Below are 23,786 nucleotides of genomic sequence, written 5' to 3'. Positions count from 1 at the left end.
CAGCTGGAGCGATTATCTTAATTATCGAAGATGCCGTTCAAATTTCGAACAAACGCTCCGGCATCGAACGGCAACCTGGCGTTACATGCCGGCGCTGTGATCGCTCCCCCGGCAGCGTGGTGTGGAAACGTATACACTCAAAGCACTTCACCTCTCGCCGACAAGGATAACTATGTCCTACCAAGCCTCCCCTACGCGTTATCAAGATATGGAATACCGGCGCTGTGGCCGCAGCGGGCTGAAGCTGCCCGCCGTCTCGCTCGGGCTGTGGCACAACTTCGGCGACGCCACGCTGTACGACAACGCCCGCGGCCTGATCCGCTGCGCCTTCGATCGCGGCATTACCCATTTCGATCTGGCCAATAACTACGGCCCGCCGCCCGGCGCCGCCGAGGAGAACTTTGGCCGCATTCTCAACGCCGATCTGCGGGCCTGGCGCGATGAGCTGATCGTCTCATCCAAAGCCGGTTACACCATGTGGCCCGGCCCCTACGGCGATTGGGGCTCGAAAAAGTACCTGGTCGCCAGCCTCGATCAGAGCCTGAAGCGCATGGGATTGGAGTATGTGGATATCTTTTACCACCACCGGCCGGATCCGGACACGCCGCTGGAAGAAACCATGGCGGCGCTGGATTTGTTGGTGCGCCAGGGCAAAGCGCTGTATGTCGGCCTGTCCAACTACCCGGCCGAGCGCGCGCGACAGGCGTTCGACATTCTGCAGCGGCTCGGTACGCCGTGCGTGATCCACCAGCCCAAGTATTCGATGTTGGAACGCACGCCGGAGGCGGAATTGCTGGATACGCTGGCGGAGCATGGCGTCGGCTCGATCGCCTTCTCGCCGCTGGCGGGCGGCCTGCTGACCGACCGCTACCTGCACGGCGTCCCGCAAGATTCCCGCGCCGCCAGCGGCAGCCGCTTCCTGCAGCCGGAGCAGTTGACCGACGAGCGGCTGGACAAGGTGCGCCGCCTCGATGCGCTGGCGCGGCAACGCGGGCAGAAGCTGTCGCAGATGGCGCTGGCCTGGGTGCTGCGCGGCGATCGCGTTACCTCGGTGCTGATCGGCGCCAGTAAGAATGCGCAGATAGAAGACGCGGTGGGCATGCTGGCCAATCGTCACTTCAGTGAAGAAGAGCTCGCGCAGATCGAGAAAATCTTATTGTAATCGTTTACAAATTCCGCCGCTCAATCGAGCGGCGAGACTCCAGAAAAATCTCAAATCTTGGCCTCCCGCACCGTTTTCAGAGTGGCTCTCAGATTCAACCCTATGCGCTGGCGCTATGATGCCGATATTGCAGCAAAATAACGATAAGGCCGCTTTTTTAAACTGATGAACGCGCTTCATAAAGTGACAAACGGCCAAGCCGCGCAAGCGGGAAGGAGAAGCCATGTTTAAACCTCTGCTCTTGGCCGCCATCTTGGCGGCGACGGTACTGCCCGCCGCACAGCAAGCACACGCCGAAGGGATCAGCATCGATCTGATGCCGGGCGTTTCACTGCGCATCGGCGATCAGGACAATCGCGGCCGTTACTGGGACGGTTACGACTGGCGCGATCGCGACTGGTGGCAAGGCCATCAGGGGCGCTATCTCGGCGACCGCAGCCGTCGCGGTTACTACTGGGACGGCTATCGCTGGCGCGACCGCGACTACTGGCGCAAACACTATTACTATCATGAAGGGCGCTATCGTAAATACGACAAGCATTACGATAAGCACCATTGGAAGAAAGAGAAAAAGCACCACCACGATCATGACCGCGATCGCTGGCGCCGCCACGGCGATGACGACCGCGATTAACGACGACGGGCCGGCGTAATGCCGGCCCGCGTTTTTTTTTGCCTACAGCACGCTGCCGATCAGCAGGTAGCCGTTCAATCCCACCACCACCAGTACGATCAGCTTGCCCAGGTTTTGCACCAGCGGGCCGTTGACCATTTCCCCCATCAGCGCCCGATTACCGGTGAAAGCCAGCAGCGGCACCAGCGCCAGCGCAATGCCGAAGCTGAGCAGCACCTGGCTCAGCACCAGAATGCGCGTGGCGTCCATTCCCAGCATGATAACGATAAACGACGGCAGCATGGTCACCGCGCGACGCAGCCACAGCGGGATATGGAAATGCACAAACCCCTGCATCACCACCTGCCCCGCCAGCGTGCCCACCACGGTAGAGGAGAGACCGGCGGCCACCAGGCTCAGGCCAAACATGGTGGCGGCGGCTTGCCCGAGCAGCGGCTGCAGCGTCAGGTAAGCCACGTCGAGATCGGCGATGCCGCTGTGGCCGCTGAAATGAAACGCGGCGGCGGCAGTGGCCATCATCGCCAGGTTGACGAAACCGGCGATGGTCATGGCGACGGCGACGTCGACTTTGGTGGCGGCATAGCGCTCCGCCTTATCGTGCTCACCGCCGACTTGGGTAAGCGACGAATGCAGATAGATCACGTGCGGCATGATGGTGGCACCCAATACCCCGGCGGCCAGAAATACCGCATCGCCGTTAGGCAGATCGGGCAGCGCCATCCCCTTCAGCAACGGCGCAAACTGCGGCTGAGAGAATGCCAGCTCGACGATGTAAGCGGCGGCGACGAACAGCAGCAGGCCGCCAATCACCCGTTCCAGCGGCTTTTGCCCGCGTTTTTGCAGCATCAGAATTAAAAAGGTGGCGATGCCGGTCAGCACCGCGCCCTGCAACAGGGAAATCCCGAGCAGCAGCTTGAAGCCGATCGCCGCGCCGATAAACTCGGCCAGGTCGGTCGCCATGGCGATGATCTCCGCCTGCACCCAATAGGCCCACACCGCCGGCCGCGGAAAGCGATCGCGAATGTGCTCGGCCAGGTTTTTCCCGGTGGCGATGCCCAGCTTGGCAGACAACAGTTGGATCAGCATCGCCATCACGTTGGCCCAGACCACCACCCACAGCAGGCTGTAGCCGAACGAGGCGCCGGCCTGGATGTTGGTGGCGAAGTTACCGGGATCGATATAGCCGATAGCGGCGATGAAGGCGGGCCCCATCAGCGAGAGTTTGATTTTTCTGGCGGAGCGACCGGGGGTGGTTTCAACCACGCGACTGTTCAGCATATGTTGAACCCTTACTGAAATTACGTTTATCTCCACTCTATATAAATGATAATAATTATCAAGCGCATTTAGAGCGGTAAAACTTATCTCTGTAATAGCCAACATTAATGGTTTTATCGAAGGGTCCGACACCAAGCATGCCGATTTCCGTGCTTTTGGGATGGGATTTTAGCTGCAATACCCCTGAAAGACAGGTTAGCACAAGAATACGAATTTCCTATCTCTGCGTTAACATCTTGATTTTTTATGCTTTTGCGCAACACTTTAGGAGAATTCCCGCTATGATTTTCCATATTTGCAATAGAAGTCTCGTTTTTAAACGTAGCGTTACATAAAATGACAGCCGAAATTCAGCCTGCCTCAAATTTGGAGCAAACATGTCCCATATTGCGCACTTTGCGTTGGCGATAGTAGTGGTGGCGATCCTGGCCCTGTTGGTGTGCCGCGATCGTAAAAGCATCCGCATTCGCTATGTTATTCAATTACTGGTTATCGAAGTACTGCTGGCCTACTTTTTCCTGCATTCGGAAGCGGGTTTGGGCTTCGTAAAAGGATTCGCCGCGCTGTTTGACAAACTGCTCGGGTTTGCGGGACAAGGGACTGATTTCGTGTTCGGCGGCATGGGCGACAAAGGCCTGGCGTTCTTCTTCCTGAAGGTGCTGTGCCCGATCGTCTTCATTTCGGCGCTGATCGGTATTCTGCAGTACATCAAAGTGCTGCCTTTCATCATCCGCATTATCGGTACCGTGCTGTCGAAAGTGAACGGCATGGGCAAGCTGGAGTCGTTCAACGCCGTCAGCTCGCTGATCCTGGGCCAATCCGAAAACTTCATCGCCTACAAGGATATCCTGGGCAAGATGTCGGAAAAGCGCATGTACACCATGGCGGCAACCGCGATGTCTACGGTGTCCATGTCTATCGTCGGCGCCTACATGACCATGCTGGACGCCAAGTTCGTGGTGGCGGCACTGGTATTGAACATGTTCAGCACCTTTATCGTGCTGTCGCTGGTCAACCCGTACGACACCAATAAAGAAGAAGAGCTGCATCTGGGCAATCTGCACGAAGGCCAGAGCTTCTTCGAAATGCTGGGTGAATATATCCTGGCCGGCTTCAAAGTAGCGATTATCGTCGCCGCGATGCTGATTGGCTTCATCGCCCTGATCGCCGCGCTCAATGGCGTATTCAGCGCTATCTTCGGCCTGAGCTTCCAGGAAATCCTCGGTTACTTCTTCTATCCGTTCGCCTGGATCATGGGCATTCCTAAACACGAAGCCCTGCAGGTCGGCAGCATCATGGCCACCAAGCTGGTTTCCAACGAATTCGTGGCCATGATGGAGCTGCAGAAAGTCTCTGCCGAGCTGTCGCCGCGCAGCCTGGGGATCCTGTCGGTGTTCCTGGTGTCCTTCGCCAACTTCTCTTCCATCGGCATCGTGGCCGGTGCGATCAAGGGCCTGAACGAACACCAGGGCAACGTGGTGTCGCGCTTTGGTCTGAAGCTGGTGTACGGCTCTACGCTGGTCAGCATCCTGTCCGCTTCCATCGCGGGTCTGGTGCTGGGCTAAGCCTCGAACCGACGACGATAACAAGGCGCCTGCGGGCGCCTTTTTTATTGCTTGGCATTCGGCGAAGGATAAATGACGAAAAGCAAAAAGCCGACCCTAAGGTCGGCTTTTTAAATGGTGGTGGAGCTAGACGGGATCGAACCGTCGACCTCTTGCATGCCATGCAAGCGCTCTCCCAGCTGAGCTATAGCCCCACAAAAGTGGTACGCGTTGACCGGCGTTACGGTATTCCCCAACCTCTCTGAGAAGAAGGTTGGTGGAGCTAGACGGGATCGAACCGTCGACCTCTTGCATGCCATGCAAGCGCTCTCCCAGCTGAGCTATAGCCCCGTTCCACAATCACTTTGTGCTGTGAACGGGGCGCATAATATGAAACCCATTCAAAGCTGTCAACGGCTAAATTGAATTACTGAATCAAGCGTTGAAAAAGCCGCCAAATCAGCATCTTTGGCGCCAAAAAATCATCAGTTTGTGCAGAGTTCATCCATTTTGCGCGCTACATCTCAAAATAGCAAAAGACCCTGCATATCACGTTGATTTTTAATTAACGGAATGTTAGCGAAATGCGCTTGAGTCGGGCTCCCGAGCGGCATAGACTGCCCGCGCCATAAACTTTATTACTATAAACCGAGTCCGTCATGTCTTTGCATTCACCAAAAGAAATCGCCGCCCTCGCCGTTCAGGCCGGGGTAAACAAAAGCCGCGCCCCTCTCGCTAATCTGTTGATTCTGGGCTTTCTCGCCGGCGCCTTTATCGCCACCGGCTTCCTGCTGGATATTCACGTCATCGGCACCCTGCCGGCTGAATGGGGCTCTTTCGGCGCCCTGTTGGGCGCCGCGGTCTTCCCTATCGGTTTGATCCTGACCATTCTGGCCGGCGGCGAACTGCTGACCGGCAACATGATGACCTTGCCGATGGCCTGGTTTGCCCGCGAAATCCCCGCCATCGCCGTGCTGCGCAACTGGTTTTGGGTCACTCTGGCCAACCTGGCCGGCAGCGTGGCCGTCGCGTACTTCTTCGGCCATTTGCTGGGCCTGACCGAAGGCGCGTTCTTGCATAAGACGCTGGCGATCGCGCAGGCCAAAGTGGATGCGGACTTCCTGCACGCCTTCATTTCCGGCGTCGGCTGCAACTGGCTGGTGTGCCTGGCGGTGTGGTTAGCCTTCGCCAGCAAAGATGTGCCGGGCAAAGTGATCGGCATGTGGTTCCCTGTCATGGCTTTTGTCGCCATCGGCTTCCAGCACGTGGTGGCGAATATGTTCATCATCCCGGCGGCCATCTTTGCCGGCGGCATGGGTTGGGAACAGTATCTGCCTAATTTCGTCGCGGTATTTCTCGGCAATGCGCTGGGCGGCGCCGGCTTTGTCGGGCTGATGTATTTCATCGCCTACCGTCCGGGTTTGCCGGCCGGCGAACAAGCCTGACAGCAAGCAATAAAAAAGCCCCGGGATCGCTCCACGGGGCTTTTTCATTTACGGCGTATCAGCCTAATCAGGCCTGGGCTTCACGCTCGGCGATGTAAGCCAGCGCCATATCGATACGCTGCAGCGAGCGCTTCTGGCCGATCGCATGCACGGTCACGTCCATGCCCGGCGACTGGCCGGCGCCGGTCACCGCGACGCGCAGCGGCATGCCGACTTTGCCCATGCCGACACCCAGCTCATCCGCCGTGCCCTGAATGGCGTCGTGCACATTTTCCGGCGTCCAGACGGTGATGGCGGCCAGCTTGGCACGCACCGCTTCCAGCGGCTGACGCGCGACCGGGCGCAGGTGCTTCTTGGCGGCGTCGGCGTCGAACTCGCTGAAGTCTTCGTAGAAGTAACGGCAAGACTCCGCCATCTCTTTCAGCGTCTTGCAACGCTCGCCCAGCAGCTTGACAAGGTCTTTCAGTTCCGGACCGTTGCGGGTTTCAATGCCCAGTTGCTCAACGTGCCATGCCAGATGCACCGCCACTTCTTCCGCCGGCATATGGTTGATGTAGTGGTGGTTCAGCCACTGCAGCTTCTCGGTGTTGAAGGCGCTGGCGGATTTGTTGATCGCTTCCAGCGTGAAGAACTCTTTCATCTCATCGATGGAGAAGATCTCCTGATCGCCATGGGACCAACCCAGGCGCACCAGGTAGTTCAGCAGCGCCTGCGGCAGATAGCCGTCGTCGCGGTATTGCATAACACCCACGGCGCCGTGGCGCTTGGACAATTTTTTACCGTCGTCGCCGAGGATCATCGACACGTGCGCATATTCCGGCACCGGCGCACCCAGCGCTTTGAGAATGTTGATCTGGCGTGGGGTGTTGTTGATGTGGTCTTCACCGCGGATCACATGGGTGATTTCCATATCCCAGTCATCGACGACGACGCAGAAGTTATAGGTTGGCGAACCGTCGGTGCGGCGGATGATCAGATCGTCCAGCTCCTGGTTGCTGAATTCGATCGGGCCGCGAATTTTGTCGTCGAAGATCACCGACCCTTCCTGCGGATTGCGGAAACGCACCACGTGCGGCTCGTCGTCGGTGTGGCTGCACTGGCTGTCGCGGCAGTGGCCGTCGTAACGCGGCTTCTCGCCGTTTTCCATCTGCTTCTCGCGCAGCGCTTCCAGACGTTCCTTGGAGCAATAGCATTTATAGGCCGTGCCCTGCTCCAGCATTTCGTCGATGACCGCGTTGTAGCGATCGAAACGCTTGGTCTGGAAATACGGGCCTTCATCCCAATCCAGGTTCAACCAGTTCATGCCATCCATAATTGCGTCGATCGCGTCCTGGGTCGAACGTTCCAGATCGGTATCTTCGATACGCAGAACGAACTCACCGCCCGCATGGCGGCTGAACAACCAGGAGTAAAGTGCGGTACGCGCGCCGCCGACGTGGAGATAGCCGGTCGGGCTCGGTGCAAAACGGGTTTTGATTTTCATTGGGTTCACTGCCTTATTACGCAACGCGTGTCGGCGATGGCCGACGATTGCTCGGAATTGAAAAAAGAGTGGACGACATTGTATCACCACGCGCTAATTCCTCAACGCCGACACGATATTGCGCCGGTCGATTTCGCGCGTTTTGCGGCGAGTTTCGCATAGCGTTGCGTAAAGAATCAGCGCTACTGGCGATAATTATCGCGCCCTGCCTAAATTTGCGGCGAACGATTGAAATCATTTTAAAAAGCGTTGACTCACTTTGAACTATCCCTATAATGCGACTCCAACAAGACGGGGCGATTAGCTCAGTTGGTAGAGCATCTCCTTTACACGGAGGGGGTCGGCGGTTCGAGCCCGTCATCGCCCACCATCTTGTTGAGAAAAATGAGAACGAATGAGGGTGATTAGCTCAGTTGGTAGAGCATCTCCTTTACACGGAGGGGGTCGGCGGTTCGAGCCCGTCATCACCCACCATCATTCTCTCGTTTAGCAGTACCTGGAAGTCCTGAAGTGGGTGATTAGCTCAGTTGGTAGAGCATCTCCTTTACACGGAGGGGGTCGGCGGTTCGAGCCCGTCATCACCCACCACTTCTGCGGGTCGTTAGCTCAGTTGGTAGAGCAGTTGACTTTTAATCAATTGGTCGCAGGTTCGAATCCTGCACGACCCACCAATTCAGAAAAAAGCGCCTTTTGGCGCTTTTTTCGTTTCTGCGCCACCTGACTCTGCCTTTATTTCTTACTGACATGGCCCACTGAGTCGTGCGGGTGAGATCCTGCGTTCAGGTTCGAGCATCGCGCAGCGACACGACAACGCGCAGCGTTGCCCGTAGGGTGAGGCCACAGGCCGAATCAATCCTGCACGACCCACCCATTCAGAGAAAAGCGCCTTTGGGCGCTTTTTCCGTTTCTGTCTCACCCACTTCCCTTTTCTTCGTATTCTTTCTTTATTCACCACGCGCTGAGATACGAATGGTTATCATTTTGGCGGCTTGAATGGTAAATTAGCGGGCATCCACCACTCAGCCAATCCGCCGCCGGATTGATACGCCTTAGTTCAAGGAAAGAAAGAGCCCGCTCATGACCCTATCCTTACGCCAGCTGTTCATTGCATTCATCGCCACTTCCAGCCTGTTGCTCAGCGGCTGTGGCCCGGACGACAAGAACGACGAGCAGAAACCTTCCGCCCCCGCTGCCGACAGCAGTTGGCCGCGCACCATCGACAGCGCCAAAGGGAAATTCACGCTGGAAAAACCGCCGCAGCGCATCGTGTCCACCAGCGTCACCATCACCGGTACGCTGCTGGCGATCGACGCCCCGGTGGTCGCCAGCGCCGCCACCAGCCCAAATCCCCTGGTAGCCGACCAACAAGGCTTCTTTACCCAGTGGAGCGAGGTGGCCAAACAGCGCCACGTCGAACGGCTGTATCAGGTGGAACCCAATGCCGAAGCCGTCGCCGCTGCCGCGCCGGATTTGATCGTCGTCGCCGCCACCGGCGGGGATTCAGCGCTGAAGCTGTACGATCAGCTGTCCGCCATTGCGCCGACGTTAGTACTCGATTATGGCGACAAAAGCTGGCAACAGCTGGCCAGCGAGCTCGGTGAGATCACCGGTCACGAAGCCGGCGCCAAACAGGCGGAAGATCGTTTCGAACAGCGCGTGGAGCAAGTGAAGCAGGCGATCACCCTGCCGCCACAGCCGACCACGCCGCTGGTGTATGCCGACAACGGCCGCGAGGCCATGCTGTGGACACCGGGCTCCGCCCAGGGCAAGCTGCTGACCCAGCTTGGCTTCCAATTGGCCACCCCGCCGGAAAGCGCCAAAGGCAACGCCAGCATGGGTAAACGCCATGACATCATCCAGATCTCCGGTGAAAAAATGGCCGAAGGCCTGAACGGCAAAACCCTGATCCTGTTCGCCACCAATGAGCGCAAAGTGCAAGAGGTGCTGACCAACCCGTTCCTTAAACATCTGGAGCCGGTGGAACAGCGGCACGTCTATGCCGTCGGCAACGACACCTTCCGCCTCGATTATTACAGTGCCACCAACATGCTGAACCAAATCGAACGGCTGTTCAAAAAGCCCTGAACCACGCCGTCGGCAGGCCAGGCTCCTGCCGACGCTTTCCGCAAACGGGGCGACCGTTCACATTCAATCAATTGAAATATCAATAGTTATTAACATCGTCAACGCACCTTTGCCACCAACCGGCGGGTGCATGCGGGCGTAAACTCGTGCTACTATTAGCGCCCGCATGAACGCAAATAACAATGAGAATAAAAATCATACAGGAGTTACCGGTGTGAACGTACCCACTCCGACTGAGCGGACGCTTTCGTCCGCACCGCACGCAGCTTACGCCAGTGGCTTCAAACGCCTCGCCGGGTTCGGTATCGGTTTGGCGCTGTTGCTGCTGTGCATCATTGCCAGCCTGATGCTGGGTTCCAAAGCCATCCCCTTCCATACCGTCTGGCTCAGCCTGCAGGGCGCCGCGAGCGGTTCCGACAGCACCATCATTCTCAACGCCCGAGTGCCCCGTACGCTGGCGGGCATTTTAGCCGGCATGGCGCTCGGCGCCGCCGGCGCGCTGATTCAGGCGTTGACGCGCAATCCGCTGGCCGATCCCGGCGTGCTCGGCATCAACGCCGGCGCCAGCTTCGCCGTGGTCATCGGCATCATGTTTTTCGGCGCCGCCACCACTGAAAGCTATATGGCCTATGCCTTCGTCGGCGCTGCCCTCACCACCCTGCTGGTCTACCTGATCGGCACGCTGGCGGGTGGGCGCATCAACCCGGTGCGGCTGACGCTGGCCGGCGTGGCGATCGGCGCGGTACTGCTCGGCATCACCACCGGGCTGTCGCTGATCGATCCGCAAACCTTTGACCAACTGCGCTTCTGGCAGGCCGGCACGCTGGATATCCGCACGCTGTCCACGCTGCCGGTCACCGCCCCCGCCATTTTGCTCGGCTGCCTGCTGACGCTGCTCATCGCCCGGCCGCTGAATACCATCGGTATGGGGGAAGATTTGGCTATCGCGCTCGGCGCGCGCGTAGTGCTGACTCAGATTGTCGCGGTGATCGCCATCACGCTGCTGTGCGGCGCGGCGACCGCCACCGTCGGCCCAATCAGTTTCATCGGCCTGATGGTGCCGCATATCGCCCGCTGGTGGGTCGGCCCCGACCAGCGCTGGATCCTGCCCTACTCCATGCTGCTGGCGCCGATTTTACTGCTGTGCGCCGACGTGGTCGGCCGCTTGCTGGCGGCCGGTGAACTGCGGGTTTCCATCGTGGCGGCCTTCATCGGCGCGCCGGTGCTGATCTGGCTGGTGCGCCGCAAGAAAACGCTGGGGGGTCTGTGATGAGTCTGCCCCACACGTTGCATATCGGCCGCCCGGGCGGCGTCATCAACTGGCGCATGCCGCTGCGCCTGCTGCTGGTCAATCTTTCGCTGCTGGCGTTGTGCCTGGCGATGGCCGTTGCCGCGCTGTGCTACGGCACACTGCAACTTTCGCTGGAACAGGTCTTTGCCGCGCTCAGCGGCGAGGCGCCGAAAAATCTGGTCACCGTGGTCACCCAATGGCGTTTGCCGCGTATTGCCATGGCGCTGTTGTTAGGCGGCGCGCTCGGCATGAGCGGCGCCATCTTCCAGTCGATTATCCGCAACCCGCTCGGCAGCCCGGACGTGATTGGCTTTAACATGGGGGCTTACACCGGCGCGCTGATCGCCATCACCCTGTTCAACGGCGGCTATTACTACATCGCCGGCGGCGCGCTGGCCGGCGGCATTCTCGCCGCGCTGGCCATCTACCTGCTGGCCTGGCGGCAAGGCATCGCCGGCTTCCGGCTGATCATCGTCGGCATCGCCATCAGCGCGGTCTTGGTCTCCACCAATACCTGGCTGATCATCACCGCTTCGCTGGAGCGCGCCATGGACGCCGCCATGTGGCAGGCCGGTTCGCTCAACGGCATGACCTGGCAGAAAGCCCAGCCCGCCACGGCGTTCATCGTGCTGGCGGCCGCGGCCGCACTGCTGATGGGCAAACGGCTGCAGCTATTGGAAATGGGCGACGACACGGCGCGCGCGCTGGGCGTGAACGCCGAAGGCAGCCGGCTGTGGCTGATGTTGTTCGGCGTTACCCTCACCGCCGCCGTCACCGCCACCGCCGGGCCGATTTCCTTTATCGCGCTGGCGGCGCCGCAGATCGCCCGCCGCCTGGCCGGACAATCCTCGGTCACCCTGACGTCATCGGCGCTGATGGGCGCAGCGCTGCTGCTCAGCGCCGACGTGGTGTCCCAACATCTTTTCGCGCCGATCCAACTGCCGGTCGGGGTCGTGACCGTCTGCATCGGCGGCCTGTACCTGATTTGGCTGCTCATCCGTGAGGCCCGCAGATAATGAAGAGTGATAATGCCATGAGCCACCGCCTGCACGCCTCGCACCTGAAGCTGGGCTACGACAATAAAATCATCGCTGACGATCTGAGCGTGGCGATCCCCGATGGCGCCTTCACGGTGATCGTCGGGCCGAACGCCTGCGGCAAATCGACGCTGCTGCGCGCCCTGTGCCGCCTGCTGAAACCCAGCGCCGGCGAGGTGATGCTGGACGGCAAAAACATCAGCAGCTTCGCCACCAAGGCGCTGGCGCGCGAGCTTGGGCTGCTGCCGCAAACCTCGATCGCACCGGACAGCATTACCGTGGCGGACCTGGTGTCGCGCGGCCGCTATCCGCACCAGAGCCTGTTGAAACAGTGGACGCAGGCCGACAAACAGGCGGTGGAAGCCGCCATGGCGGCCACCAACGTCAGCCAGCTGGCGGACCGCAGCGTCGACGAACTGTCCGGCGGACAGCGCCAGCGCGTCTGGGTGGCGATGGCGTTGGCGCAGCAAACGCCGCTGCTGCTGCTGGATGAACCAACCACCTACCTCGACATCGCGCACCAAATAGAGCTGCTGGATCTGTTCCGCCAGCTCAACCGCGAGCGCGGCCAAACCCTCATCGCGGTGCTGCACGATCTCAACCACGCCTGCCGCTATGCCGATCACATCATCGCCATGCGCGACGGCAAGATCGTGGCGGAGGGAAACCCGGCGGAGATCATTACCGCCGAGCTGGTGGAACGGGTGTTCGGCATGCCGTGCATGATCATCGACGATCCGCTGTCCCACACGCCGCTGGTGATCCCGCGCAGCCGCTACCACTGCGACGCGCCGCACGCATGAAAAAGGCCGGGTTACCCCGGCCTTTTCGTTACTTCTCCAGCGACACCTGCTTGAAGATGTGTTTGCCGAACGGGTCTATTTCGTAGCCTTTCACTTCCTTGCGCACCGGTTCGAAGATGGTCGAGTGCGCGATCATCAGCGCCGGCATCTGATCGTGCATTATCACCTGCGCCTGCTGATACATCGCCACCCGTTTGGCGTGATCGTTCTCTTCACGCGCCTGCAGGATCAGCTGGTCGAACGGTTTGTAGCACCATTTCGCCGAGTTGGAGCCGCCGAGCGAAGCGCAGGTGAACAGCGGGCCGAAGAAGTTGTCTGGATCGCCGTTGGCGGTGGTCCAGCCCATCAGCGCGGTCTGGTGCTCGCCGTTTTTAATCCGCTGTAAATACTCGCCCCACTCGAAGGTGACGATTTTGGCGCGCACGCCGATTTTAGCCCAGTCGGCCTGGATCATCTCCGCCATGCGCTTGGCGTTGGGGTTATAGGGCCGCTGCACCGGCATCGCCCATAGATCGATATCGAAGCCCTGCCCCAGCCCGGCCTCCTGCAACAGCTGCTTCGCCCGCTCCGGCGAATACGGGTAGTCTTCAAGCTGCGCGTTGCTGCCCCACTGGGTCGGCGGCAGCAGATTTTTGGCCGGCTGGCCGGCGCCGTGGAACACCGCGTCGATGATCGCCGGCTTGTTGACCGCCAGCGCCAACGCCTGGCGCACCTTAACGTTATCCAACGGTTTCTTCTGGGTGTTGAACGCCAGGAAACCGATATTCAAGCCGGATTTTTCCATTACCTGAAGGTTGCCGTCCTGCCGCATGCGCGCCAGATCCGCCGGGTTGGGGAACGGCATCACCTGGCACTCGTTCTTTTGCAGCTTGGCGTAACGCACCGTCGCATCCGGCGTGATCGAAAACACCAGCCGATCGATCTTCGGCTTGCCTTCCCAGTAGCGGTCGAACGCCTTGTAGAGGATTTTCGCGTCTTTCTGGTACTGCACCAGCTGGAACGGCCCGGTGCCGATCGGATCGTTGTCCACCCGCTGCGGCGTGCCGGCCTTCAGCATCGCGTCGGCATATTCCGCCGATAATAGGGTGGCGAAATACATGCCCAGATCGGCGACGAACGGCGCCTCGGCGCGGGAGAGTTCAAAACGCACGGTGTGGTCATCCACCTTGACGATCCGGTCAATCAGCGTGCCGAACTCCATCGACTCGAAGTTGGTGTAGGCGCCGTTGGAGACCTTGTGATACGGGTTGTTGGCGTCCTTCTGGCGCATAAACGAGAAGATGACGTCATCGGCGTTGAAATCGCGGGTGGGCGTGAAATATTTATTGCTCTGGAATGCCACGCCCTTGCGCAGATGGAAGGTATAGCGCTTGCCGTCTTCGCTCACCTCCCAGCTTTCCGCCAGGCTGGGTTGCAGCTCGACGGTGCCGGGTTTGAAATCCACCAGCCGGTTGTAGATCGCCGCCGAACTGGCGTCTACCGTGGTGCCGGAGGTGAACAGCTGCGGGTTGAAGCCTTCCGGCGAGCCTTCGGAACAGTAGACCAGCGTATTGGCCCGCGCGCCGCCGGCAATCGCCAACGCCAGCAGCCCGATCGTTATTGCTTTTCTTTTCATTGCGCTATCCCCAGTGGTGAAAAAACAGCCGAACGGATAGCAATAAATCATGCAGTTAGCGATGTAAAGGACAAATTCCGCGCATAAAAACGGGCAGGCGCGCAAGCGGCCTGCCCCGGTGAAACGGCGCGAGGATGATGAAATTAAATCATCTGGCTGAAGTTCATCTGCGCCATCAGCTTATAGTTATCGGCGTAGTCGACCGGAATGGCCACCACCACCGGCCCCTGGATCTCCATCGCCTTGCGCAGCATCGGCCGCAGATCTTCCACCGACTGCACGGCGAAACCGACCGCGCCGCAGGATTCCGCGTAGGCCTTGAAGTCTATCGGCCCGAACTCCACGCCGGATTTGCGCTGGTATTTGTTCACTTCCTGCATTTCCACCATGTTGTAAGCGTTATCGACCCAGATCACGTGCACGATGTTGTTTTTCAGCCGCACCGCGGTCTCCAGCTCCATGCTCGACTGCATGAAGCCACCGTCGCCGGAGATTGACACCACCTTGTCGCCGGGGCGCACCAGCGCCGCGCCAATGGCCCACGGCAGCGCTACCCCCATGGTTTGCTGGCCGTTGGAGATCAACAGCTGGCGAGCGCGGAAGCTGTAAAGATAGCGGGCGATCCAGATGTGGAAACTGCCCATGTCCACGCACAGCGTCACGTCGTCGCTGACGATGTCCTGCAGCTCCTTGACGATGCGCAGCGGGTGGATCGGCATGCCGCCGCGGCGAGCGGCGCGCTCCGCCAGTTCAGTGCGCTGGCGGCCGAGATCGGTGAGGATCAGCTCCACCTCCGGCGGCACGCAGACCGCCTCATTGAACGCTTCGGTCATCATGTTCAGCGTGGCGCTGATGTTGCCCACCAGCTCGACGTCCGGCCGATAGCAGGTATCGATATCCGCCGGCAGCACGTCGATATGCACCAGCTTCAGCCGCCCGTGGCTGTTCCACATGCAGGGATCGTATTCGATCGGATCATAACCGACGCTCACCACCAGATCGGCCTTCTGCAGCAGCTGATCGGCCGGCTGGTTGTTGAACAGGCCGACGCGGCCGGCGAAACGGGCAAAGTGGTTGACGTCGATCACCCCCGCCGCCTGATAGGTGCCGACCACCGGCATATGGGTGCGGTACAGCAGATGGCGCACCGCCTCGCTGTTCTCCGGCCGGCTGGCCTGCAAGCCCAGCAGCAGCACCGGGCATTTGGCCTGGCGGATCAGTTTCACCGCCGCCTGAATGTCGTCTGCCGCGGCGGCCCCCATGCGCGGCAAGCGGCAGCCCGCCAGCACCGGCGCGCTGACCGGTTCATTGACGATATCCATCGGCAGGCTGACGAACGACGCCCCCGGCCGGCCGAACTCGGCGCGGCGGAAGGCGTTGGCGATCACCTCGGAAATCGCCGAACCGGCATGCACTTCGGCGCAATACTTGGTGACCGGCCGGAACATGCTGACGGTATCCATGCTCTGGTGCGTCTGCTTCAGGCTGTCGGCGCGCTTCACCGCCCCGCCGAAGGCCACCACCGCGTCCCCTTCCGAGGTGGCGGTAGCCAGCCCGGTGATCAGGTTGGAGCTGCCCGGCCCGGAGGTGACCAGCGCCACCCCGGCCTTGCCGGTCAAGCGGCCGACCGCCGCCGCCATAAAGGCCGCGTTGGCCTCATGCCGCACCACCACCGTTTCGATCGACGGCGCGTCCTCCAGCGAGTCGAACACCCGGTCGATTTTGGCGCCCGGAATACCGAAAACGTGTTTGACGCCCTGCGCTTCCAGGTTTTTCACCACCAAATCGGCGCCGCATTGCCAGTCATTGCCTGTTTTTTCCTGTGCCATGGTTCCACCTCCTAAGAAAACGATCGCCGGGGTTAGCCCTCGGCGGAACGAATCGCGCGGTCCAAATCCTCTGGGCAGAGGTTGGCGCGCAAGAAATCCGCATCATGCGGCAACTGAAGATTGAGACGCGTGATGACGCCGAACTGCAGACGGCCATGATCGAGCTGATAGTCCAGCACGTGGCCGCCGCCGCTGCGGTCGTCGGTAACGAAGTGTTCGTGATAGCCGGCCACGCCGATGCCCTGCATGTAATCCGGCGAGCGGAAGCCGACCAGCGTGCCGCGCCGCTGATGGAACGAGAAGGTCGGCTGCTCTTCTATCGCTTCCAGCATCGGGCGGTAAGGCCGCTCCTGGCGCGGCACGGTGCGGGTTTCCACGTGGCTGAACTCGCCGTCGACCCGCACCGCACAAAACAGGTTCGGCGAGGCGACCTGTTCGTCGATGCACTGGTGCAGCTGCGCCTTGGTGATCGGCCGGTCGAATTGCTGGCTGACGCTGGGCTGGAAAAAGGTGACGACGGCGAAGGGGGTTTTCTGTTGCAGGCCGGCCGGCCGGGCGCTGCCGTCGGCGCGCAGCTGGTGTATTTCCTGGTCGAAAGCGATCAGTTCACCGTCCAGATGATTGAAGGTACCGAGGCCAAAGTTGCCGTGTTTGAGCAACTCGGCAATGGTGGTTTCCCCCTCGTAGACCCCGTCGATGAGCGCGCTCATCAGCGAGATTTGATAGATTTCGCCCTCCCCGGCGTTGATCGACTGCCTGGCAAAACCCTGCGCCAAATGGCGCGCACAGGAACACCCGTGTTTTTCGTTCATGCTGACTCCTCCACCAGCGCGGAACTGCGGTTCCACGCGTTCAAAAGACCCGCCGACGGCGGGCCAAGATGCCCCTCAGGCGCGTTCATCAGTTGGAACGATTCAGCCTGAGGCGACAAAAAAACCGGCACGGCTGGCCGGCCGATATCCAGAGTCAACAGCATGATGAGTGAAAGTAAAGGCTCACTAATCATTAATGCTGGATCGGATATCAAATTGAACGGTTAATCTGGTGTTGGAGCGACTATCAACTCCGCAGGCGGCTCGCGCAGCCTGGGAAAAACATCTGTTATTTAGTGCTAAGCGCCGCGAGGTTTATGCGTTTTCTCTCTATACGGCCGGGATAAGGCGGCGTTGAAGCCCGTCGTCAACCCGCAGCCAGAGTAGCCGCCGCGCCGCCGGCAGAGAAGCGGGTATTCATAAGAAACGCTTTTGCATATAATGCAAAAATGAATGACGCCCGCTATGTAGAACATCTGCCAATTTTTCTCGACGTGGCCCACCTGGGCAGCTTTTCCGCCGCCGCGCGCCAGCTGGGTATGGTGCCTTCTTCGCTGGTGCGCCATATCGATGCGCTGGAAAGCGCGCTCGGTGCGACGCTGTTCGTGCGCTCCACCCGCGGCCTGTTGCTGACCGACGCCGGCGAGCTGCTGCTGGCACGCGCCGCCGCGCTGATGACGGACATTACCGGCCTTCGCGCCGAGCTGAACGCGCTGAACGAAACGCCGCAGGGCACGCTGCGCATCAGCTGCCTGCCGACCTTCGGCAAAACCTATGTGCTACCGCTGCTGCCGACGCTGGCGGAACGGTACCCTCAGCTGTGGGTCGATCTCGATCTGACCGAACGCCAGACCGATCCGACCCAGGAACGGCTGGACGCCGCCATCCGCATCGGCGAGCAGAAGGACAGCGCGCTGTACGCCAGCCGCATCGCCACCCAACGCTGGGTAATGTGCGCCAGCCCCGCCTACGTCGCCCGCTATGGCCTGCCGAGCGATCTGGAGGCGCTGCCGCAGCACCGGCTGATCGCCCGCTACCACAAGCAGCAGCCGGCCTGCTGGGCGCAGATCCTCGACGCGGCGCTGATGAGCCGCTGCACCATGGCGCTGCGCTGCGACGACTTCACCGCGCAGCGTCAGGCCGCACTGCTCGGGCTCGGCATCGCCTTTCTGCCCAACTGGGTGGTGGGGCCGGACGTGCAGCACGGGCAACTGGTGCAAATGCTGGAAGATCCGCGCCATGAGCAGCAAGGCATCTATCTGCTGCGCCCGATGGCGAAGGTGTCCGCCCGGCTGGCTGCCTTCACTGCCCTGCTGCAGCAAACCATCGGTCAGCCGCCCAGCTGGGGGTAAAGCGGCGTCACTCGTCCATGCAGGGCCGGGTTGTCGCTCTCGTCCTTCAGCTCGATGCCGCTCAGCCGCCGCTGGAACGCCTGCTCCAGCAGCCAGGCCAGGCGGAACGCCGCCTGCGGGTAATCCAGCCCCTCGGGCCGTACGTTGGAAATACAGTTGCGCTCGGCGTCCGTTCTGCGCGCGCTCGGTCCCCAGGTCAAATAGATGCCCAGACTGTCCGGCGACGACAGCCCCGGCCGTTCGCCGATCAGCATCGCCACCGCCCGGGCCTGCAGGCATTCACCGATCTCATCCCCCAGCGCCACCCGCGCCTGATGCGCCAGCACCACCGGTGCCACGGTCAGCCCCAGCGTATCGAGATAGGGCCGCAGCGCTTGCAGCAACGGCAGCGCCTGGCGGTGCACCGCCTTGGAGGAGAGGCCGTCCGCCACCGCCAGCAGCAGATCGACGCGGCGCGGCGGTAAACCAAGCAGCAGGCTGCGGCTATCCGGCGCCAATCGCCGCCCCAGATCCGGACGGCGCAGGTAGGCGGCGCGGTCGCCAGCCTGGCTGTGCACCGCCAGCGTGGGCCAACCGGCATCGTGCAGATCCGCCGCCAGCCGCTCGCTGTCGAAAGGCTGATGCACCGCGTCGCGCGCCTGGGCATGGGCCAGGCCGAAGCGCAGCAGCTCGTCGGTCGGCAGACTGGCGCCGGTGCGCCCCAGCGCGATGCGCGCGTCGGTAAAGGCGCGCAGCGCATCCCAACTGTTGACGTGAACCGGTTTGCTCATGTCCGTTCTCCCTGCAGCGCCAGCAACAGCGGGTGATTGGCGGCGGCGTCGCGCAGCCGCCCGCGTTCGTCGGTGATGTTCATCGCCGCCAGCCAGGCGGCGAACTCCGGCGCGTGCTTCAGCCCCAGCAGCTCTCGGATATAGAGCGCGTCGTGGAACGAGGTGCTTTGGTAGTTGAGCATGATGTCATCCGCGCCCGGCACGCCGATCAGGAACGTCAACCCGGCGGCGGCCAATAGCGTCAGCAGCGTGTCCATGTCGTCCTGATCGGCTTCGGCATGGTTGGTGTAGCAGACGTCGCAACCCAGCGGCAGGCCGAGCAGCTTGCCGCAGAAGTGGTCCTCCAGCCCGGCGCGGATAATTTGTTTGCCGTCATACAGGTATTCGGGGCCGATAAACCCCACCACGGTGTTGATCAGCAGCGGTGAGAAATGGCGCGCCACCGCATAGGCACGCGCCTCACAGGTCTGCTGATCGACGCCGTGATGCGCGTTAGCCGACAGGCAACTGCCCTGCCCGGTTTCGAAGTACATCACGTTATCGCCCAACGTGCCGCGCTTGAGGCTCAGCGCCGCCTGCTGCGCCTCCGCCAGCAGCGCCAGACTGATGCCGAAACCGCGATTGGCCGCTTCGGTACCGGCGATCGACTGAAACACCAGATCCACCGGCGCGCCGCGCTCCATCAGCCGCAGCGTGTTGGTCACATGGGTCAGCACGCAGGATTGGGTGGGAATGGCGAAGCGCTGGATCACGTCGTCCAGCATGTAGTTGAGCTTTTCCAGCAGCGGCAGGCTGTCGCTGGCCGGATTGATGCCGACCACCGCATCACCGCTGCCGTACAGCAAACCGTCCAGCATGCTGGCGGCGATGCCTTGCAGGCTGTCGGTCGGGTGATTGGGCTGCAGCCGCACGCTGAGGTGGCCCGGCAGGCCAATCGTATTGCGAAAGCGCGTCACCACCCGGCATTTCTTCGCCACCAGGATCAGATCCTGATTGCGCATGATCTTGCTTACCGCCGCCGCCATCTCCGGCGTAATGCCGGCGGCCACCTGCGCCAGCATGGCGCTGTCCGCCTGCTCGCTCAGCAACCAGTCGCGAAAATCGCCGACCGTGAGGTGCGAGATGGGCTCAAAGGCGGCGGCGTCGTGGCTATCGATGATCAGGCGCGTCACCTCGTCCTGCTCGTACGGCACCAGCGTCTGCTGCAGGAATGCCTTGAGCGGCACATCCGCCAGCGCGATGCGCGCCGCCATGCGCTCTTCGGCGCTTTCCGCCGCCACCTCCGCCAGATAATCGCCGGAGCGTGCAGGCGAAGCCTTCGCCATCAGCTGGCGCAGATCGCCAAAGCGATAGCCGCGTTGGCCCACCGTTGCCTGATACATAGCCCCCTCCCTTGCCCCGAGTGACGAGATAACAACCCTGCACCAAGTGTAGTCAGTGGGAAAAGAAAATTATTTTGCACGCGATCGCCGCCATCACGCTTCTCTCCATTTCACCCGCCGCCGCTTCGGGTTACAGTAGCCGCGAAAACAGGAGGGGTGATGGATCCGCAACGGCAAATTATCGACTGGCTGCAACAAGATAGCGCGCGCATGGCCGCCCTGCGCACCGTGCGCCGGCTCGGCCTGAATGACTGGTGCCTCGGCGCCGGCTTTGTGCGTAACCTGGTGTGGGATCGGCGCCACGGCTATGTGGAGCCCACGCCGCTCAACGATATCGACGTGATCCACTTCGATGCGCAGCGGGCGGACGCCGAACGCGATCGCATGCTGGAGGCGCGGCTGCAACAGTGGCTGCCGCAGCCGTGGTCGGTCAAGAATCAGGCGCGCATGCACCTGCGCGGCGGCCGGGCGCCCTACCGCAACAGCGAAGAGGCCATCAGCTTCTGGACTGAAGTGGAAACGGCGGTCGGCGCGCGTCTGAACGCCGACGACAGCATCACGCTGGTCGCCCCTTTCGGGCTCGCGGCGCTGTTCGACGACACCATTACCTTCAACGTGAAAAACGGCGATCGCGCGGCCTATGCCCAGCGCGTGCTCGACAAAGGCTGGCTGTTGCGCTGGCCGCGTCTGCGGCAGGTAAAGATTTAGCCGCCGCTGCCGATACCCTGATCAGCGATATACCGACTCAGGGAGAGCATCCATGTCGACCACCATCACCATGATCGTACCGATCAAAAATACCGTTCCCGGCGTCAGCAACGTCTTTAGCGCGCCGGGCCATCAGGGCGAATTGCTGATGGCCAAACCGGTCAACAACCAGCCGCAAGGCGGCAAGATGGAGAAAAACGAACGCGCCAACGGCAATGAAGAACCGGCTAACCTCAACGAAAGCCGCGCCTCGGTGCGCATCAAGGCGCTAAACCGGCAGATTCAGGCGCTGCAGCAAAAGCTGGTGGAGCTGAAGGACTCCAGCGCCGACCCCAAAGAGATCGAAAAACAGAAACAGCTGATCGAAGCGCAGATCAAGATGTTGCAGGCCGAGATCGCGCGCATCCAGAAAGAAGAAATGGAAAAGCAGCAGCAGGAGCAAATGGAAAAAGCCGCGGCGCAATCCGGCGACGGCGTAAACCGCCCAACGCCGCTCAACGCGGTGGACGTCTATATCTGAGTCAATATGCCGCGTTTTCCCGCCGGCGCTGTTGCAGCAGCGCCGCCTGCTGACGCGCCACCTGCCAGATGGCCTCCGCCGCCGGCGTCAGTGAGCGGTTCTTGCGCCGCACCAGCATCAGCGCGCGGTTAATTTCCGGCACCAGCCGCCGCACCCGGAGCCGCTCCCCTTCCGGCAACGGTAGCGCCAACGCAGGGAAAATGCTGATGCCAATCCCCTCCGCCACCATCGGGAACAGCGTGGCCGGATGGCCGATTTCCTGCACCACCTGCGCCTCCACGCCCTGCTGTCTCAGCGCACTGTCGATCAGCGGCCGGCTGCCCGACGCATAATCCTGCAACACCAGGCGGCAACCGTTCAACGCCGACCAACGCACCGCCGGCTGCGCAGCGAACGGATGATCGTCGCGGCACAGCAACAGGAAAGGTTCATGCAGCACCGCTTCGCACTCCAGATCCACCGCCTGTACCGGATCGACCACGATGCCGAAATCCACCTCGGCGTTGCGCACGCTGTGCAGCACCTGCTGCTGCGCCTGATCGCGCAGCATGATGCGGATCTCCGGATATTCACGCTCGCCGGCGGCGATGCACTGCGGCATCAGATGGGCGGAAATGGTTTGGCTCGTCGCCACCCGCACCGTGCCGCTGCGCTGTACGCCAGAGCTGCGCGCATCCAGCAACGCGGCCTGCAGCTCGTCCAGCAGCCGCTCGACCCGGTTGGCCAACCGCAGACCGGCGTCGGTCAACACCACTTCACGCGTGGTGCGATCCAGCAGCCGCACGCCGACCTCCGCTTCCAGCTCTTTCACGCTGTGGCTGACCGCCGATTGCGTCAGGCCGATCGCCTCACCGGCGCGGCTGAAGCTGCCGTGGCGGGCGATGGCGACGAACACCCGCAGCTGTTTGAGTGAGTAATTCATGTGTTTTATTCATGGATGAATTAAATAAATCAATTTTATTATTATATGCCCGCGCGGGAGAATAGCCCCATCGATTTTCTACCCGAGCGCATCGCCATGAGATTCCTGCCCGATCGTTTTACCCTGACGCTGATCGCCACCGTGCTGCTGGCGTCGTTCCTGCCGGCGCGCGGCGAGTTCGTCGGCTGGCTCAACGCCCTGACCATCGCCGCCATCGCCCTGCTGTTTTTCATGCACGGCGCCAAGCTGTCGCGCGAGGCCATCCTGGCCGGCAGCAACAACTGGCGGCTGCATCTGTGGGTGATGTGCAGCACCTTCATCATTTTTCCGGCGCTGGGCGTGCTGTTTGCCTGGTGGGCGCCGATCGACGTCAGCCCCGAGCTGTACGCCGGTTTCATCTACCTGTGCATCCTGCCGGCCACCGTGCAATCGGCCATCGCCTTCACCTCGCTGGCGGGCGGCAACGTCGCGGCGGCGGTATGCAGCGCTTCCGCCTCCAGCCTGCTCGGGATCTTCGTGTCGCCACTGCTGGTCGGCTTGTTGATGAATGTACACGGCGATACCGGCGGCCTGCGGCAGGTCGGTTCGATCGTGCTGCAGCTGCTGGTGCCGTTCGTCGCCGGTCACCTGCTGCGGCCGCTGATCGGCGGCTGGATCGAACGCCATCGGCCACTTATCGGTAAAACCGATCAGACTTCAATTCTGCTGGTGGTGTACGCCGCCTTCAGCGAGGCGGTGACGCACGGCATCTGGCATCAGGTAGGGATGGGCTCACTGGCGTTTATCGTCGGTGGCAGCATCGTGCTGCTGGCGATCGTGCTGGTGGTGAACACTTACATGGCGCGCTGGCTGGGGTTCAGCAAAGCAGACGAGATCACCATCGTATTCTGCGGTTCGAAGAAGAGCCTTGCGAACGGCATTCCGATGGCCAATATCCTGTTCCCGGCGGCGACGGTGGGGATCATGGTGCTGCCGCTGATGGTGTTCCATCAGGTGCAACTGATGACCTGTGCGGTATTGGCGAAAAGGTATCAGCGCAAGCAGCAGGCGCAACAGGCGGTGCCCAACGCGCAGGCGTCGCGCGGGTAAAAAAAAGACGGGCCAAGGCCCGTCA

Annotated in this window: 20 protein-coding genes, 6 tRNA genes and 1 other RNA gene; 17 read left to right on the top strand and 10 right to left on the bottom strand. The window is 61.1% G+C overall.

The features are described from left to right. Positions 1-172: 172 nt before the first annotated feature. Together mgrA and RE418_RS13275 are read left to right on the top strand one after the other, a co-directional pair. On the top strand, positions 173-1,162 hold the full coding sequence (gene mgrA / locus RE418_RS13280) for an L-glyceraldehyde 3-phosphate reductase (protein ID WP_060433780.1): 990 nt from the start codon (positions 173-175) through the stop codon (positions 1,160-1,162). A 223-nt stretch (positions 1,163-1,385) separates the two neighbouring features. Then, the gene (locus RE418_RS13275; protein WP_025303761.1) at positions 1,386-1,796 is read left to right on the top strand and encodes a DUF2502 domain-containing protein; all 411 of its coding nucleotides are present in this window, start codon (positions 1,386-1,388) and stop codon (positions 1,794-1,796) included. A 42-nt stretch (positions 1,797-1,838) separates the two neighbouring features. On the opposite strand, the gene RE418_RS13270 is transcribed toward RE418_RS13275, so the two are convergent. Then, positions 1,839-3,074 carry an Nramp family divalent metal transporter gene (locus RE418_RS13270; RefSeq protein WP_089181178.1) on the bottom strand — a complete coding sequence of 412 codons (1,236 nt, stop codon included), beginning with the start codon at positions 3,072-3,074 and terminating at the stop codon, positions 1,839-1,841. Positions 3,075-3,451: 377 nt separating this feature from the next. Here RE418_RS13270 and RE418_RS13265 point away from each other — a divergent pair, with 377 nt between their 5' ends. Next, positions 3,452-4,639, top strand: coding sequence for a NupC/NupG family nucleoside CNT transporter (locus RE418_RS13265; protein ID WP_004936373.1), 1,188 nt, complete (start codon positions 3,452-3,454; stop codon positions 4,637-4,639). Positions 4,640-4,757: 118 nt separating this feature from the next. Here the strand turns inward: RE418_RS13265 and RE418_RS13260 are convergent. Next, positions 4,758-4,833: transfer RNA gene (locus RE418_RS13260), tRNA-Ala, on the bottom strand. 60 nt (positions 4,834-4,893) lie between these two features. Further along, a tRNA-Ala gene (locus RE418_RS13255) sits at positions 4,894-4,969 on the bottom strand. Between the two features lie 308 nt (positions 4,970-5,277). Between RE418_RS13255 and RE418_RS13250 the strand changes: the two genes are divergently transcribed. Further along, positions 5,278-6,063, top strand: coding sequence for a formate/nitrite transporter family protein (locus RE418_RS13250; RefSeq protein ID WP_043143749.1), 786 nt, complete (start codon positions 5,278-5,280; stop codon positions 6,061-6,063). Positions 6,064-6,130: 67 nt separating this feature from the next. Here RE418_RS13250 and gltX read toward each other — a convergent pair whose 3' ends face one another. After that, positions 6,131-7,546: a glutamate--tRNA ligase gene (gltX, locus tag RE418_RS13245; RefSeq protein ID WP_025303764.1), complete on the bottom strand. Its 1,416-nt coding sequence runs from the start codon at positions 7,544-7,546 to the stop codon at positions 6,131-6,133. A 294-nt stretch (positions 7,547-7,840) separates the two neighbouring features. Between gltX and RE418_RS13240 the strand changes: the two genes are divergently transcribed. The 9 genes from RE418_RS13240 (at position 7,841) to RE418_RS13200 (ending at position 12,762) form a co-directional block, all read left to right on the top strand. Continuing rightward, a tRNA-Val gene (locus RE418_RS13240) sits at positions 7,841-7,916 on the top strand. Between the two features lie 28 nt (positions 7,917-7,944). Then, a tRNA-Val gene (locus tag RE418_RS13235) sits at positions 7,945-8,020 on the top strand. Positions 8,021-8,058: 38 nt separating this feature from the next. After that, positions 8,059-8,134, top strand: a tRNA-Val gene (locus RE418_RS13230). A 7-nt stretch (positions 8,135-8,141) separates the two neighbouring features. After that, positions 8,142-8,217: transfer RNA gene (locus tag RE418_RS13225), tRNA-Lys, on the top strand. A 74-nt stretch (positions 8,218-8,291) separates the two neighbouring features. Beyond that, a non-coding RNA gene (locus RE418_RS13220) (RtT sRNA) lies at positions 8,292-8,416 on the top strand. Positions 8,417-8,623: 207 nt separating this feature from the next. After that, complete coding sequence (fepB, locus tag RE418_RS13215; protein WP_049209334.1) at positions 8,624-9,631, top strand: Fe2+-enterobactin ABC transporter substrate-binding protein; 1,008 nt, start codon at positions 8,624-8,626, stop codon at positions 9,629-9,631. 214 nt (positions 9,632-9,845) lie between these two features. Next, the gene (gene fepD / locus RE418_RS13210; RefSeq protein WP_049209335.1) at positions 9,846-10,901 is read left to right on the top strand and encodes a Fe(3+)-siderophore ABC transporter permease; all 1,056 of its coding nucleotides are present in this window, start codon (positions 9,846-9,848) and stop codon (positions 10,899-10,901) included. Next, the gene (gene fepG, locus RE418_RS13205; protein ID WP_089181179.1) at positions 10,901-11,938 is read left to right on the top strand and encodes an iron-enterobactin ABC transporter permease; all 1,038 of its coding nucleotides are present in this window, start codon (positions 10,901-10,903) and stop codon (positions 11,936-11,938) included. Before fepD ends, fepG begins: the two co-directional genes overlap by 1 nt. A 17-nt stretch (positions 11,939-11,955) precedes the next feature. After that, positions 11,956-12,762 carry an ABC transporter ATP-binding protein gene (locus RE418_RS13200; protein WP_399676280.1) on the top strand — a complete coding sequence of 269 codons (807 nt, stop codon included), beginning with the start codon at positions 11,956-11,958 and terminating at the stop codon, positions 12,760-12,762. Positions 12,763-12,790: 28 nt separating this feature from the next. On the opposite strand, the gene RE418_RS13195 is transcribed toward RE418_RS13200, so the two are convergent. From RE418_RS13195 to budA, 3 genes are all read right to left on the bottom strand, one after another. Next, entirely contained in the window at positions 12,791-14,377 is a 1,587-nt protein-coding gene (locus RE418_RS13195) for an ABC transporter substrate-binding protein (RefSeq protein WP_089181181.1), read from the bottom strand. Between the two features lie 143 nt (positions 14,378-14,520). Further along, the gene (gene alsS, locus RE418_RS13190; protein WP_149570110.1) at positions 14,521-16,206 is read right to left on the bottom strand and encodes an acetolactate synthase AlsS; all 1,686 of its coding nucleotides are present in this window, start codon (positions 16,204-16,206) and stop codon (positions 14,521-14,523) included. Positions 16,207-16,238: 32 nt separating this feature from the next. Then, positions 16,239-17,018, bottom strand: a complete 780-nt coding sequence (gene budA, locus RE418_RS13185) for an acetolactate decarboxylase (protein ID WP_025303770.1) — start codon at positions 17,016-17,018, stop codon at positions 16,239-16,241. Between the two features lie 449 nt (positions 17,019-17,467). Between budA and RE418_RS13180 the strand changes: the two genes are divergently transcribed. Next, positions 17,468-18,370: a LysR family transcriptional regulator gene (locus tag RE418_RS13180; RefSeq protein WP_301480032.1), complete on the top strand. Its 903-nt coding sequence runs from the start codon at positions 17,468-17,470 to the stop codon at positions 18,368-18,370. Here the strand turns inward: RE418_RS13180 and eutC are convergent. Next, positions 18,349-19,140, bottom strand: coding sequence for an ethanolamine ammonia-lyase subunit EutC (gene eutC, locus RE418_RS13175; RefSeq protein ID WP_043140316.1), 792 nt, complete (start codon positions 19,138-19,140; stop codon positions 18,349-18,351). The two genes, RE418_RS13180 and eutC, sit on opposite strands and share 22 nt — an antisense overlap. Further along, a complete protein-coding gene (locus RE418_RS13170) occupies positions 19,137-20,522 on the bottom strand; it encodes an ethanolamine ammonia-lyase subunit EutB (protein ID WP_060433805.1) in 1,386 nt (461 codons plus the stop codon). The genes eutC and RE418_RS13170 overlap by 4 nt, the downstream gene beginning before the upstream one ends. A 159-nt stretch (positions 20,523-20,681) precedes the next feature. Between RE418_RS13170 and RE418_RS13165 the strand changes: the two genes are divergently transcribed. After that, entirely contained in the window at positions 20,682-21,230 is a 549-nt protein-coding gene (locus RE418_RS13165; protein ID WP_049205395.1) for a nucleotidyltransferase family protein, read from the top strand. Positions 21,231-21,282: 52 nt separating this feature from the next. After that, on the top strand, positions 21,283-21,750 hold the full coding sequence (locus RE418_RS13160; protein WP_089181184.1) for a FlxA-like family protein: 468 nt from the start codon (positions 21,283-21,285) through the stop codon (positions 21,748-21,750). Position 21,751: 1 nt separating this feature from the next. On the opposite strand, the gene RE418_RS13155 is transcribed toward RE418_RS13160, so the two are convergent. Continuing rightward, the gene (locus tag RE418_RS13155; RefSeq protein ID WP_399675131.1) at positions 21,752-22,672 is read right to left on the bottom strand and encodes a LysR family transcriptional regulator; all 921 of its coding nucleotides are present in this window, start codon (positions 22,670-22,672) and stop codon (positions 21,752-21,754) included. Between the two features lie 96 nt (positions 22,673-22,768). Here RE418_RS13155 and RE418_RS13150 point away from each other — a divergent pair, with 96 nt between their 5' ends. Further along, entirely contained in the window at positions 22,769-23,761 is a 993-nt protein-coding gene (locus tag RE418_RS13150) for a bile acid:sodium symporter family protein (protein ID WP_047574159.1), read from the top strand. The last annotated feature ends 25 nt before the right edge of the window (positions 23,762-23,786 follow it).

The sequence above is a fragment of the Serratia sp. szju genome (assembly GCF_044594185.1).
Taxonomy (GTDB): Bacteria; Pseudomonadota; Gammaproteobacteria; order Enterobacterales; family Enterobacteriaceae; genus Serratia; species Serratia bockelmannii.
The sequence above is the reverse complement of the archived record's forward strand: the minus strand, read 5'-3'. Positions and strand labels throughout refer to the sequence as shown.

What these genes read in the sequence shown, in the direction of transcription:
- mgrA (WP_060433780.1), top strand. Translation starts at nt 173, where the DNA reads ATGTCCTACCAAGCCTCCCCTACGCGTTATCAAGATATGGAATACCGG.
- RE418_RS13275 (WP_025303761.1), top strand. Translation starts at nt 1,386, where the DNA reads ATGTTTAAACCTCTGCTCTTGGCCGCCATCTTGGCGGCGACGGTACTG.
- RE418_RS13270 (WP_089181178.1), bottom strand. Translation starts at nt 3,074, where the DNA reads ATGCTGAACAGTCGCGTGGTTGAAACCACCCCCGGTCGCTCCGCCAGA.
- RE418_RS13265 (WP_004936373.1), top strand. Translation starts at nt 3,452, where the DNA reads ATGTCCCATATTGCGCACTTTGCGTTGGCGATAGTAGTGGTGGCGATC.
- RE418_RS13250 (WP_043143749.1), top strand. Translation starts at nt 5,278, where the DNA reads ATGTCTTTGCATTCACCAAAAGAAATCGCCGCCCTCGCCGTTCAGGCC.
- gltX (WP_025303764.1), bottom strand. Translation starts at nt 7,546, where the DNA reads ATGAAAATCAAAACCCGTTTTGCACCGAGCCCGACCGGCTATCTCCAC.
- fepB (WP_049209334.1), top strand. Translation starts at nt 8,624, where the DNA reads ATGACCCTATCCTTACGCCAGCTGTTCATTGCATTCATCGCCACTTCC.
- fepG (WP_089181179.1), top strand. Translation starts at nt 10,901, where the DNA reads ATGAGTCTGCCCCACACGTTGCATATCGGCCGCCCGGGCGGCGTCATC.
- RE418_RS13200 (WP_399676280.1), top strand. Translation starts at nt 11,956, where the DNA reads ATGAGCCACCGCCTGCACGCCTCGCACCTGAAGCTGGGCTACGACAAT.
- RE418_RS13195 (WP_089181181.1), bottom strand. Translation starts at nt 14,377, where the DNA reads ATGAAAAGAAAAGCAATAACGATCGGGCTGCTGGCGTTGGCGATTGCC.
- alsS (WP_149570110.1), bottom strand. Translation starts at nt 16,206, where the DNA reads ATGGCACAGGAAAAAACAGGCAATGACTGGCAATGCGGCGCCGATTTG.
- budA (WP_025303770.1), bottom strand. Translation starts at nt 17,018, where the DNA reads ATGAACGAAAAACACGGGTGTTCCTGTGCGCGCCATTTGGCGCAGGGT.
- RE418_RS13180 (WP_301480032.1), top strand. Translation starts at nt 17,468, where the DNA reads ATGAATGACGCCCGCTATGTAGAACATCTGCCAATTTTTCTCGACGTG.
- eutC (WP_043140316.1), bottom strand. Translation starts at nt 19,140, where the DNA reads ATGAGCAAACCGGTTCACGTCAACAGTTGGGATGCGCTGCGCGCCTTT.
- RE418_RS13170 (WP_060433805.1), bottom strand. Translation starts at nt 20,522, where the DNA reads ATGTATCAGGCAACGGTGGGCCAACGCGGCTATCGCTTTGGCGATCTG.
- RE418_RS13165 (WP_049205395.1), top strand. Translation starts at nt 20,682, where the DNA reads ATGGATCCGCAACGGCAAATTATCGACTGGCTGCAACAAGATAGCGCG.
- RE418_RS13160 (WP_089181184.1), top strand. Translation starts at nt 21,283, where the DNA reads ATGTCGACCACCATCACCATGATCGTACCGATCAAAAATACCGTTCCC.
- RE418_RS13155 (WP_399675131.1), bottom strand. Translation starts at nt 22,672, where the DNA reads ATGAATTACTCACTCAAACAGCTGCGGGTGTTCGTCGCCATCGCCCGC.
- RE418_RS13150 (WP_047574159.1), top strand. Translation starts at nt 22,769, where the DNA reads ATGAGATTCCTGCCCGATCGTTTTACCCTGACGCTGATCGCCACCGTG.